Origin of the sequence: Desulfatiglans sp. (genome assembly GCA_012513605.1) — a bacterium.
Taxonomy (GTDB): Bacteria; Desulfobacterota; DSM-4660; order Desulfatiglandales; family HGW-15; genus JAAZBV01.
Genome location: JAAZBV010000100.1, coordinates 1 through 12,122, shown reverse-complemented (window position 1 = coordinate 12,122; position 12,122 = coordinate 1). Strand labels below are relative to the sequence as shown.

Sequence of the window (12,122 nt, the reverse complement as noted above, 5' to 3'; positions counted from 1 at the left end):
GGCTAAAGTTATTAGCCATAGGGCTTTTGGTTATCGTACTGAAAACACATTTAAGCTGGCTCTATATCATGGCTTGGGAAAGCTACCTATGCCAAAATTGACCCACAAATTCTTGTGAGGAGCCTAAAGTTTATTGAACATAAACATCTTTCAAATAATGAGATATTAATCTCAAATTCACCAAATTTGAGAATTATCCTTAATGAAATATCCGGTTATCTTTTATAAAATAAATCGTTTAAGCCTTAATAATACAAGGTTTCAGGTATATGGTTACTAAAATATTAGACGAAGCTTTGAAAATACCAACCAATGAAAGAGTAGCCTTAGCAGAGTTGATTCTGGCAAGTATCGATTATGAAGAAGAGCCTGTTCGTGAGGCGTGGATTGCAGAGGTTAAGGACAGAATGAGCGCTGTTCAGGATGACAAGTCAAGGTTGCTTGATTTTCACGTTCTTTACAAATAAATTTTTGATTCGGTCTTTTTGCCTTTCATTCGACGTTCGATGTTGGAAGTTCGATGTTCAACATTCGTATTTTTACTGCTTTACCACCATAACCCCCGCCTTTTTCATCTCCGCTATTGCTTTATCACAATCGCCAGGATTAACCTCAACACCCTTTACCCCTTCAATAATAAGGTTTGTATTAAACCCCAGCCTTCTTGCATCAAGGGCGGTGAATTTTACACAGTAATCGGTTGCGAGGCCCATTATATATAGATCGGTTATTTTCTGTGACCTTAAATATTTCTCCAGGCCGGTTGCATGATTCTGTGCATTATCAAAAAAGCCGCTGTAGCTGTCTATCTCCCTGTTCATGCCCTTTCTTATCACCTTTGTGAATGAACCTGTATCAAGCCCCGGTGCAAACTCTGCACCCCTTGTTTCCATAATGCAGTGATCAGGCCAGAGTACCTGCTGGATGCCGTTTAGTTCAATAAACTCACCGGGCTTTTTTTCTTTATGCTGACTCGCGAAGGATTTGTGGTCCGCAGGGTGCCAGTCCTGTGTGGCGATTATGTGGTCAAAATCCTTTATCGCCCTGTTTGCCACAGCAATAACCTCATCCCCCCCTACAACAGCAAGTGCACCACCCGGAATAAAATCATTCTGAATATCAACAAGTATAAGTGCTCTTTTCATTGGGTCCTCCTGAAAAATGAGGTGATTATAGACAGGGTTATGCATCTTATGCAAATTTATTTCACCACAGAGACACAGCCTTCGTCGCCAGGGCTATGCCGGGACAGGGAGGTCACAGAGATTTAAAATAAAAAAATCTTCTCTGTGCTCCCCGCCTGTCCCGCCATAGCTTCAACGAAGGCGGATGTCCTCCGTGGTAAATAGGTTTTTTTATCGAATCCCTGATGTGCTGGTTAAAAATTGGTCATTATCAAAGATGCATTATAGTATACCTGTAGGGGCAACCCCCTGTGGTTGCCCGGAGTTTCTGGATTCTGCTATCTTTAACGGGCAGGCAGCCGCCTTCGCTAAAGCTATGGTGGTCGGAGAAGCTACGGACGGCCAGGCATAGGGCCTGCCCCTACATTTTATTTCCAATAATCAGGCACAAAATAATCTCTTATGTCATTGATATGTTAAGATAAAAAAATCCTTATTGACAAAATTGAACTCTACATCTAATATATGGACGCTCTGTCTAAAAAAGAGGTTAAATCTGGAAAAAAAAGATTATTTTCCAGTCAATATATGAAAAAAAGGCTATAAAATGGGTGTTGCGGAAAGAAGGGAAAGGGAAAAACAGCATCGCAGGGAGCATGCGGTAGAGGCTGCCATGGAGATATATAATGAAGAGGGATACTATTCCATCACCATGGACAAGATTGCAGAGCGCGCCGAGATAAGCAGGGCAGCGCTCTACCTCTATTTTAAGAACAAGGATGAGATATTCATAAGCGCCATAATGGCCTACATGGATTACTTCTGTTCACTCTTAAGTGATGTATATGAGCGCAGAGACGCCATAAAGGAGACCCTGCTTGAAGAGCTGTGGGGCTGTTTTATAAAGTTTCATGAGAATGACCCTGTGGCCTTTGATGCATCCATGTTTTTTCATCAGAATGAGGCGGTGAGAAACCTCTCCCCTGATCTCCGCAATATGCTGTACAAAGCAGGGTCAAACGCTGTTACATATCAGCATAAGATAACCGAATACGGGGTGTCCCAGGGGATTTTCATAGACTGCAATCCAAGAATACTGGCAGAGGTGATCTGGAGCGCATTCCTTGGGATCATGCAGGTGGAGAGAAGCAAGGGGCAGATAACAGGGAAGACACATATCAATCCAACCCGTGACATTGCACTTGAGGTATTGGCAAGAGGGATTAAAAAGAAACATAAGGAGGAAAATAATTAGATGAAACATCTTATTACATTAAAGGTGAATGGTGATGATTACACGGTCGCATGTGATTCATCACGCACACTGAATGAAGTCTTAAGGGAAGACCTTGGCCTGACCGGCACCAAACTTGGCTGCGGCGATGGTGACTGCGGTGCATGCACAGTATTGATTGATGGTGATTCTGTCAGCTCATGCCTGACACTCGCGGTTGCCTGCGTAGGAAAAGAGATTACCACTGTAGAAGGACTTGCCAGGTCCGGTGAGGAGCTGCATCCAATACAGGAGGCATTCATAGAAAAGGGCGCTATCCAGTGCGGGTTCTGTACAGCAGGGATGGAGATGTCTGCGTTAAACCTGCTTAGCAAAAACCCTTCACCTACAGAGCCGGAAATCCGGACCGCCATATCAGGTAATCTCTGCCGCTGCACAGGATATTACAAGATAGTAGAGGCGATCCACAGCGCCTCGGAAACAATGAAAGAAAAACAATAGATATATAAAAGAGGATACATAAAATGGCTCTTTCAAGATTTGATTACTATGCACCTGAGACAATCGAAGAGGCATGCAGTCTTGCTGCTAAAGCAGGCAAGGGTGCAATGTTTATGGCCGGGGGCACTGATCTTTTAATAAAGATTAAACGTAAGCTACTTAATGTCAGCGCTGTTATCGATACAAAAAAGATACAAGAGCTGAATAAAATAACCTTTGATGAGAAAGATGGCCTTGTAATAGGGTCAACAGTGACGCTTACAGAAATAGAAAATCATCCGCTAATAAAGGAAAAATATCCTGCTATTGCTGATGCAGCGGCTGCAACCGCAAATGTACAGATAAGGAATATGGCGTCTATTGCTGGTAACCTCTGCAATGCCGCCCCTTCAGCAGAAAACGCCCCTGTGCTTCTGGCGATGGGTGCGGGTGTAACAGTTGAGAGCATGGATGGTAAAAGAATAATACCTCTTGATGAGTTTTTTACCGGTCCTGGTCAGACTGTTTTAAAACAGGGTGAACTGCTTACCTCTATCAATGTCCCTGTGCCTCCAGAGGGTTCAGGCACTTCATATCAGCATATCTCCGCAAGGGGTAAGGTGGATATCTCCGCTGTCTGCGTTGGCGCAATGCTTGTTATGAAGGGTGACATCTGCGAGGATGCTCGAATATTTCTTGGCGCGGTTGCACCAACCCCGATGATGGCCAGTAATGCCCAGGCGCTTCTCAAGGGTAAAAAGATCACAGAAGAACTGCTTCAGACCGCTGGGATAGAGGCATCCAAAGAGTGTAAGCCTATTACAGATATGAGGGCAACTAAAGAGTACAGGACACTTATGGTAGCAGTCCTTACTGGCAGGGCCATTGATGAATCAAGAAGAAGGTCCGCCAAATAGCAGCGGCCTTTATGATACAGGAAGGGATAATATGGACAAATACGATATAATCGGCAAAAGCGTACCACGAAACCATACAAGGGATAAGGCAACAGGTGCTGCACAGTACACAGATGATATAATGCTGCCAGGGATGCTGCATGGCCGCCTGCTCAGGAGCCCCTATGCACATGCCCGGATTCTGAACATTGATACAAGCAGGGCAGAGGCCCTGCCGGGAGTAAAGTGTGTAATAACCGGGAAGGATCTGCCTGATGTGAAGTTTGGTAACTGGCGCCTGTTTACTGAAACTCAGGATGAAACCGCCCTCGCAATTGACAGGGTTAGATTTATTGGTGATGAGGTTGCTGCGGTGGCTGCAATAGATAAGGATATTGCTGAAGAGGCATTAAGCCTTATCAGGGTGGAGTATGAAGAGCTGCCCGCATCATTTGATATAGATACATCCATGGCAAAAGGCGCTCCTGTTATACATGACCCTTTTAAAAACAACATCAGTGTTGTGCGAAAGGTGGCCAATGGTGACCTGGATAAGGCATTCAGCGAGTGTGATTACATACGCGAGGATGTATTTAATGTACATGCAATAAGCGCCTGCTACCTTGAGCCATGCTCATCGCTTGCCAAGTGCGACCCGGATGGAAAGATCACACTCTGGACATCAACACAGACTCCATACATGGTGCAGTGCCTGCTTGCAAGCGCACTCGGTATGAGGGAAAATGATATACGTGTTATTAAACCCCATGTTGGCGGCGGTTTTGGCGCAAAGATGGAGTTAAGGAAATGGGATGTGTGCGCTGCATTTATGGCCAAAAAAACCGGCAAGCCTGTAAAATTTACACTTACAAGGGAGGAGGAGCTTGCAACAGGCAGAAGGCGTCACCCCATGAGGCTTTTTTCAAAGGTCGGCTGTAAAAAGGACGGCACACTTGTGGCAAAGGACCTTAGAATACTCCTTGATGGCGGGGCATATAATGCAATGGGGCCAACCGCTACATTCCTGTGCGGTAATTTCGGGCTCATGCTCTATAAGTATAAAAGCTACAGGTTCCTGGGGCAGCATGTATACACAAATAATCCGCCATCCAGCGCAATCAGGGGCTTTGGCTCTCCACAGTCATATTTTGCAACAGAGACACAGATGAACCTTATCGCGGATGATTTGGGGATTGACCCGATAGAGATCAGAAGGATGAATGCGGTGAAAACCGGTGATGTTATCCCTGAACTCTCCACCATTGGCAGCTGCGCCTTTTCAGAGTGTCTTGACAAGGTTATAGAGGTGAGCGGATACCATGAGAAGAGGAAGAACCCCAAAAAGGGAAGGGGTATTGGTATTGGCTGTTACAGCTTTATATCAGGCGGTGTCTTCAACTGGTTTAACACCCAGTACCCATTCTCAGCCGCTGAATTAAGGGCATTTGATGATGGCACAGTTCACCTCCTTACAATGGCCGCTGACATTGGTCAGGGCTCTGATACAATACTGCCCCAGATACTTGCTGAAGAGCTTGGATTAAAGATGGAGGACATCAGGATTACCTCTGCTGACACTGCAACAACACCTCAGGCAGACCTTGGATCATGGGGTAGCAGGGTTACGCTAATGGCAGGTAATGCTGTAATAGATGCGGCCAAAAAGATGAAAGAGATACTCTTTGGCGCTGTAACCGCCCACTTTAACCTTAATGTAATCCATGAGCTTGAATGTAAAGATGGGCGCATATTCAGCCAGGTACGCCCTGACAAGGGACTCACATTTGGCAAGGCAGTAGCCCTTGCCCAGAAGTTCAACAGGGGTGTGCCGCTTGTTACGAGAGGAGCCTATACGCCAAGGGGTATGGGAATGGTGACACCTGCCTTCAGTTTTGGTGCACAGGTTGCCGAGGTTGAGGTTGATGAAAAAACAGGAAAGGTTGAGGTTAAAAAGATGTGGACAGCGCATGACTGCGGTACTGTCCTTAACCCGGTCTCTGTTGAAGGCCAGCTTGAAGGCTCTATTCATATGGGCCTTGGCTATGTGCTTTCAGAGCAGTTTGCAATGGAAAAGGGTAAAACACTTAATACAACATTCCTTGATTATAAGATGCCAAGCGCCCTTGACATGCCTGTAAGTGAGTCAATCTGTATAGAGACATATGAACCGGAGGGGCCATATGGCGCAAAGGAGGCAGGTGAGGGGCTTGTAGGGCCAACAGCGCCTGCTATTGCTGATGCCGTTTACAATGCGGTAGGGTACAGGTGTATGGATATGCCCATTACCCCTGAAAAGGTGTTGAAGGGAAAAAAGGATTCATTGAATTAAACGACCTGTCTAAAAACTAACAGGTCGTTTAATTCATGTTTCAAGATAAAAATTCAAACAGGCACAGTTTTTATTGTCTTGCTTTTCCAAAGACAATAAATCTGTGCTTGATTAAAAACATGGAGGATTTTTTATGAATCTAAAAGAAAAACTGGCTGAGGCTGTTGGTAAAGAAAACTACTCTGACAACAGCGAGCAGTTAAAGGAGTATTCCGCTGATTTCAGCTATACAAAGGCCGGTATGCCCAATTATATAGTGAGGCCAGCGAACTCCGAAGAGGTATCTGCTGTAATAAAGATATGTAATGAGTTCAATACACCTGTTGTGCCGGTCAGCTCAAGGGTCCATTTTTATGGCGCCACCATACCCAAAGAGGGTGGAGTCATACTTGATATGGTTAGAATGGACAGGATATTTGAGATAGACCCTGATAATCGCCGTGTAAGGTTTGAGGCGGGTGTTACATGGGAGAAGCTTACCACTGAGCTTGAAAAGGCAGGCTACAGGGTGATAATGCCCCTTGCACCCCATGCAGAGCGTTCTGTGCTCACCGATTTTATGGAACGTGAAGAACCCACAAACCAGGTCTATGATTATGGCGAGCCCCTTGAGGCAATGGAGGTGGTGTGGCCAACAGGTGAAGTTTTCAGGATGGGCTCAGCCAGCGTAAATGGTTATCCTGATTCACAGTCAAAGGGCGGCAACCCTTCAGGCCCCGGTCTTGATTTTTACAGGTTTTTCCAGTGCGCGCAGGGGACAATGGGTGTGGTTACATGGACAAACCTCAAGATAGAGTCTATCCCTAAAATAGATAAGGTGCTTTTTGCCCCATTGGATGACATTGATTATGGTATTGATTTTTTGTATCGCATACTACCACGCAGGATAGGTCAGGAGGTGCTGCTGCTAAATGATACTGATCTTGCAGCCCTTATCTCTCACAACTGGCCTGATGATTTTGAGCGGCTCAGGATAGAGCTCCCGCCATGGACACTTGTCCTTGTAATAAGCGGGCTTATAAGACGGCCTGAAGAAAAGATCGCCTATGAAGAAAACTTCTTAACAGATGTAATAAAGAATGAGTTTTCTGACTTGCGCTTAGGTGAAAATCTGCCAGGGTTCCCTGGTTTAAGGAAGAAGATGATTGATATTTTAAGGAAACCCTGGCCAAAGGATGTGCCATACTGGAAAAACCGCGTTAAGGGTGCATGCCAGAATCTCTTCTTTCATACAAGGCCCAACATGGTCTCAAGGTTTATAGATATTGTTGAGGATATTGCGGCCCAGTACGGTTATCCGATAGATGATATAGGGATGTATATCCAGCCTATTGAGCACAATCGTGCAGCAAGACCGGAATTCAGTTTCTTCTATAACCCTGATAATGAGGCCGAGGCCGAGGTTATAGCAGAGCTTTACAAGGATGCTGCAAAGGTTCTTTTAAGTGAGGGCGCTGTTTTTACCAGGCCATATGGCGATCTGGCCCCTATCGTGTATGATAAGGCCGCTTCATATGCCTCTGCATTAAAAAGGCTTAAAAAGACCTTTGACCCAAAAAATATTATGAATCCAGGGAACCTGTGTTTTTAAGGAGTTAAAGAATGACAAAAGAGCTAAAAGTTAGATACTACAAACCAAAATCTGAATTCAAGCTGGACATAAATGATATTCAGAATTTCGTTTATGACATGAGCAGGTGCATCAAATGCAAGGGATGCACATGGGTAGAGCATACCTATATGCCAGGCGCAAAATATACTACCCGCTGCCCCAGCGCAACAAAGTATTTATTTGATTCATACGGGGCCTATGGAAAGATGAGGATAGGCCATGCAATGGCAGAGGGTGTTTTAGGCTGGAATGAAAAGGCCCTTGAGATCATGTATGCATGCACACTATGCGGGGCATGTGATGTGGGTTGCAAGAGAAACCTTGACCTTGAAATAGGGCTTACCCTTGAAGCTCTCAGGGTAAAGGCCGTAAAGGACGGTGTGGGGCCAATGCCTGCCCACAAGGAGATGACAGAAAGAATAGTAAATTCCTGTAACTGTTATGGTGCAGAAAATAAAAAGAGAAGAGAATGGATAGAAAAGGAAGCTGCACCATCAGCAAAGGCAGATATACTCTATTATGTGGGCTGTAATGCCTCATATGAAAACAGGTCGATAGCAAGGGCTACAGCAAAGATATTCAAGGCATGCGGTGATGATTACATGCTCATGGCTGATGAATGGTGCTGCGGAAACAAGATTTTTTCAGTAGGCATGCTGGACGAGGCAAGAAAGATCGCTGAACGTAATATTGCCGAGGTGAAAAAGTCAGGCGCAAAAATGCTGATAACAAGCTGTGCTGAAGGATACCGCATGTGGAAGGTGGATTATCCCAAGCTGCTTGATATCTCAACTGATGAGCTTGGGTTTAAGGTTATGCATCTTCTGGAATATGCTGATCAGAAATTAAAGGATGGGAGTCTCAAACTTAAAAAATCTTTTGATTCACGTGTCGTATATCATGATGCATGCAGTGTGAGCCGCCTGTGCGACCCCTGGACACCATATGAGGGAAAACGTGGCTGGATGGGGTGTGTTGAGCCAAGGCTTAAAAGACGAAGGGGTACATCAGGCCTGTATAGTGAACCAAGGGATATCCTAAAAGCCATACCTGGTGTAGAGTTTGTAGAGATGCCAAGAACAAGAGAAAACACCTTCTGCTGCGGCGCTGGAAGGGGCACAGAAGAGGCATTTCCGGAATTTTCATCCTGGGCCGCTGACCAGAGGCTTGAAGAGGTAAAGGATACCGGAGCTGAGACACTTGTCTCTGCATGCCCCTGGTGCAAAAACAATTTTTCCCGCGCTGTTGATGCGCAGGGTGAAAAGGTACAGATTCTTGATATATCTGAAGTAATCTGTGCGGCCATAGAAGGTCAGGAGGTTTAATATGGCTATAGCAAATGAAATATATACTGTTCTCGAAACAATAGTTGGTAAGGATTATATATCCAGTGACCCTGTAGTCTGTGAGAGTTACAGGAGCGGCCCGGGCGGTTATGAAAACGGGCTCGGTTATGAGCGTGTAATGACGACCATACCGGGCTGCATTATCATGCCCAAAACAACCGAAGAGGTGCAAAAGATAGTAAAGGTATGCTACCGGAATGATGTGCCATATGTGCCATACAGCACAGGTTTTTACGGGCCAAAATCACATCCCCATGTTGAAGATGCACTTTTGATTGATCTAAAAAGGATGGATGATTTTATTCTGGATGAAAAGCATTTCTATGTGGAGGTAGGCCCCGGTGTAATCTATTCACCCATACAGGAAGAGTGCATGAAGCATGGGGCATACGTGGTAATAGGGGGCGGTGGTGCGCAGGCCTCAGCAATAGCAAACCTTATTGGTGATGGCTGGTCTCCTCTTAGCCACAGGATCGGTCTCCCTCACAGGCGTATCCTGGGCACCGAGGTTGTACTGCCGGATGGGGAGATATTAAGGTTAGGTTCACTTGCCCAGGGTGAAGACCCATTCTGGGGTGAAAGCCCCGGCCCTGACCTGAGGGGGCTTTTGCGCGGTTATACAGGGTTGAGAGGCTGCCTTGGTATTGTTACAAGGATGGCAATAAAGACACTGCCCTTCCAGCCTGAAAGGCTTGTACCGACCGGTATTTCACCCAATACCGCACTGGAACTGCCTGAAAAGCGGGTTAAATGGATCAACTTCACGGTACCCAACAAAGAGGCACAGGTAACAGCCATGAAGAATATCGGACACGCCGAGATAGCAGGCGCAGTAACAAAGGTGCCCCTCTTCTGGAGGGCCATTGCCAAGGCAGAGTGCAAGGAGGAGTTCTGGGATATATGGGGAAAGGAAAATGAGGAGAGTATCTCAAACTTTTTTATCGTAAGGGTGCTTCTGATTGGCTACACCTCAGAAGAGCAGATGGCATACGATGAAAACGTGCTCATGGATATTATGCAGGAGGTTGGTGGCATTGCAAGGCGAACCAAGCCCTCTGATGAATCATGGATAAAGAATGCAGACTCAGCAGGCATGTGGCTCATGTGCGGAGGTTATGTCTCTGTTGATTATGTTATAGAAACCATGTCACAGGCAACAGAACATGGTGAATCATACGCAGATGTTAAAAAGAGATACACCCCGCCCCTTATGCCTGATTATGGCGATCCGGGATGGTTCCAGAGCTTTGAGATGGGGCATCAGGGTTACTCGGAGTTCCTTGTATACTGGGATCAGGATGATAATACTGATGGTGTTGACCAGTTTTATCTTGATACATCCAAGATGAATATAAAAGAGAGGTTTTATACCTCTTTGCTTGGCCCTCATCAGCCATTGTACCTTACAGGGCCGAAGTATGGCCCAAATTATCATACATTCATGCTCAAGGTTAAGAATGAGTTTGACCCGAAATGGATGTCCCATCCGCCGGTTCCCCTTGCACATGATGTGTTTGTTAACAGGGCGCCCTGGATGCAGCATATGATAGACTGGGAGGTTCCAAAGGATTTACCGGAATAATCTTTGTCGGGGTTATGATGCAGGCAAGGGCACGATGCCTCGTGCCCCTACAGATAAATTTAAAGCATTTTATTCTCAATCGATTCCAAACGTAGGGGCACGGCGCACCGTGCCCATCTACCGAGCTGGCAATCCTCTCAAATCAAAAGATATACAAATATGGCGGATCAAAAAATAAAAATAAAACTAAAATCAAGCTTCGCTGTTGGCGCCACAGAGGAATTCCTTGAAAGCTTCCAGGATGGCCATGAGGTGATCATGGAGTTTGATGAAGGGGCTACAGTACTTGATCTGCTTAATCGTTTATCATCCATAGGCTCTTCCCATGAATGGGATGATATGCTGCTCCACGTGTTTGTAAATAATGTGCTTAAAGGCATGGATTATGTGCTTCAGGATACGGATGAGATAAACCTCCATCTACCTATATCAGGGGGGTGAGGATTTGAGCATAAGGCTCAAGGTTCTAGGCGCAGGGCGCAAGGTGCAGGGTTAAAAATATTATTGATTAAGGTATCAGATGAATAAAGAGAACAAGGCATTATCTATATCCAGTGCAATCGGCATAAAATCAGGAGATGTAATCTCCCTTGTGGGGGGTGGAGGTAAGACTACAACAATGTACTATCTTGCCGAAGAGCTGGTAAAATCCGGCTTAAAGGTAATCATTACCACAACAACACATATTTTCCCTCCTGATGATTCGTATACACTGCTTCTTACAAAAGACCCAAATGATCTGGAGCGCACCTTTAAATATGTAAACCCTCTAGTGGTGGCGGATTCACATGATAAAGAAAAATTAAAGGGCCTTGATCCATTACTTGTCCCTGATATGAGCAGACTGGCCGATGTCACGATTGTTGAAGCGGATGGCTCAAGAAACCTTCCGTTCAAGGCGCCCAATGATCATGAGCCTGTAATCCCTCCCTTAAGCACAATAGTGATACCTGTTGTGGGCGCTGAAGTGGTCAATAAGCCCCTTAACGAAGAATGGACTCACCGAACAGATAGGATTACTGAGATTACAGGGCTTAAGAAAGGTGCGATTATTACCCCTGAAGTCATAGCAAAGACGCTGCTTCACCCCATGGGCGGCATGAAGGGGGTGCCCAAAGATGCCGCATTTATTCCCCTTATTAACAAGGCTGATACAAGGGATGATATAAAGACAGCAAGGGAGATTTCATCCTTCCTTTTTGACGGGGGTGTTAAGAAAACTATTATCACCTCCCATAAAGAGCGAACATTTATTAAACCATTTACATGTAATGGACATGTTACAGCGATAATACTTGCTGCGGGCGGGTCAAGCAGGATGGGTAAGCCAAAACAGATGCTTCAAATAGGGGGTAAAACCCTTGTCTCTATTGTGATAGAAAATATCCTGGCCTCCATTATTGATGAGATAATCATTGTTACACAACCGGATCTCCCGCTTATTAACGACAATGAATATCCTGAACTGAAAAGGGTTGTTAATAATGCATGGCAGACAGGGCAGAGCAGTTCCATGAAG

12 protein-coding genes are annotated in these 12,122 nt (G+C 45.4%); 11 read left to right on the top strand and 1 reads right to left on the bottom strand.

Features of this window, described 5'->3' with window-relative positions; all coding sequences use genetic code 11:
- The first annotated feature begins 269 nt into the window (after positions 1 to 269).
- Positions 270 to 467 carry an addiction module protein gene (locus tag GX654_13430; protein NLD37863.1) on the top strand — a complete coding sequence of 66 codons (198 nt, stop codon included), beginning with the start codon at positions 270 to 272 and terminating at the stop codon, positions 465 to 467.
- 72 nt (positions 468 to 539) lie between these two features.
- Here GX654_13430 and pncA read toward each other — a convergent pair whose 3' ends face one another.
- Positions 540 to 1,145, bottom strand: a complete 606-nt coding sequence (pncA, locus tag GX654_13425; protein NLD37862.1) for a bifunctional nicotinamidase/pyrazinamidase — start codon at positions 1,143 to 1,145, stop codon at positions 540 to 542.
- 193 nt (positions 1,146 to 1,338) lie between these two features.
- Here pncA and GX654_13420 point away from each other — a divergent pair, with 193 nt between their 5' ends.
- The 10 genes from GX654_13420 to yqeC all read left to right on the top strand — a co-directional run.
- Positions 1,339 to 1,536 carry a hypothetical protein gene (locus GX654_13420; protein ID NLD37861.1) on the top strand — a complete coding sequence of 66 codons (198 nt, stop codon included), beginning with the start codon at positions 1,339 to 1,341 and terminating at the stop codon, positions 1,534 to 1,536.
- Between the two features lie 195 nt (positions 1,537 to 1,731).
- Entirely contained in the window at positions 1,732 to 2,379 is a 648-nt protein-coding gene (locus tag GX654_13415; GenBank protein NLD37860.1) for a TetR/AcrR family transcriptional regulator, read from the top strand.
- Positions 2,380 to 2,859 (top strand): (2Fe-2S)-binding protein, encoded by a 480-nt coding sequence (locus tag GX654_13410; protein ID NLD37859.1) that lies wholly within the window; start codon positions 2,380 to 2,382, stop codon positions 2,857 to 2,859.
- A gap of 23 nt (positions 2,860 to 2,882) precedes the next feature.
- Positions 2,883 to 3,755, top strand: coding sequence for a xanthine dehydrogenase family protein subunit M (locus GX654_13405; protein NLD37858.1), 873 nt, complete (start codon positions 2,883 to 2,885; stop codon positions 3,753 to 3,755).
- A gap of 31 nt (positions 3,756 to 3,786) precedes the next feature.
- Positions 3,787 to 6,063, top strand: a complete 2,277-nt coding sequence (locus tag GX654_13400; protein ID NLD37857.1) for a molybdopterin-dependent oxidoreductase — start codon at positions 3,787 to 3,789, stop codon at positions 6,061 to 6,063.
- Between the two features lie 133 nt (positions 6,064 to 6,196).
- Positions 6,197 to 7,654, top strand: a complete 1,458-nt coding sequence (locus GX654_13395; GenBank protein ID NLD37856.1) for an FAD-binding oxidoreductase — start codon at positions 6,197 to 6,199, stop codon at positions 7,652 to 7,654.
- A gap of 11 nt (positions 7,655 to 7,665) precedes the next feature.
- Positions 7,666 to 9,000 (top strand): (Fe-S)-binding protein, encoded by a 1,335-nt coding sequence (locus GX654_13390; GenBank protein ID NLD37855.1) that lies wholly within the window; start codon positions 7,666 to 7,668, stop codon positions 8,998 to 9,000.
- A gap of 1 nt (position 9,001) precedes the next feature.
- The gene (locus GX654_13385; protein ID NLD37854.1) at positions 9,002 to 10,603 is read left to right on the top strand and encodes an FAD-binding oxidoreductase; all 1,602 of its coding nucleotides are present in this window, start codon (positions 9,002 to 9,004) and stop codon (positions 10,601 to 10,603) included.
- Positions 10,604 to 10,762: 159 nt separating this feature from the next.
- Positions 10,763 to 11,044 (top strand): MoaD/ThiS family protein, encoded by a 282-nt coding sequence (locus GX654_13380; protein ID NLD37853.1) that lies wholly within the window; start codon positions 10,763 to 10,765, stop codon positions 11,042 to 11,044.
- 79 nt (positions 11,045 to 11,123) lie between these two features.
- Positions 11,124 to 12,122 (top strand): putative selenium-dependent hydroxylase accessory protein YqeC (yqeC, locus tag GX654_13375; GenBank protein ID NLD37852.1); only part of this gene is annotated, 999 nt, incomplete at its 3' end.

What these genes read in the sequence shown, in the direction of transcription:
- GX654_13430 (NLD37863.1), top strand. Translation starts at nt 270, where the DNA reads ATGGTTACTAAAATATTAGACGAAGCTTTGAAAATACCAACCAATGAA.
- pncA (NLD37862.1), bottom strand. Translation starts at nt 1,145, where the DNA reads ATGAAAAGAGCACTTATACTTGTTGATATTCAGAATGATTTTATTCCG.
- GX654_13415 (NLD37860.1), top strand. Translation starts at nt 1,732, where the DNA reads ATGGGTGTTGCGGAAAGAAGGGAAAGGGAAAAACAGCATCGCAGGGAG.
- GX654_13410 (NLD37859.1), top strand. Translation starts at nt 2,380, where the DNA reads ATGAAACATCTTATTACATTAAAGGTGAATGGTGATGATTACACGGTC.
- GX654_13405 (NLD37858.1), top strand. Translation starts at nt 2,883, where the DNA reads ATGGCTCTTTCAAGATTTGATTACTATGCACCTGAGACAATCGAAGAG.
- GX654_13400 (NLD37857.1), top strand. Translation starts at nt 3,787, where the DNA reads ATGGACAAATACGATATAATCGGCAAAAGCGTACCACGAAACCATACA.
- GX654_13395 (NLD37856.1), top strand. Translation starts at nt 6,197, where the DNA reads ATGAATCTAAAAGAAAAACTGGCTGAGGCTGTTGGTAAAGAAAACTAC.
- GX654_13390 (NLD37855.1), top strand. Translation starts at nt 7,666, where the DNA reads ATGACAAAAGAGCTAAAAGTTAGATACTACAAACCAAAATCTGAATTC.
- GX654_13385 (NLD37854.1), top strand. Translation starts at nt 9,002, where the DNA reads ATGGCTATAGCAAATGAAATATATACTGTTCTCGAAACAATAGTTGGT.
- GX654_13380 (NLD37853.1), top strand. Translation starts at nt 10,763, where the DNA reads ATGGCGGATCAAAAAATAAAAATAAAACTAAAATCAAGCTTCGCTGTT.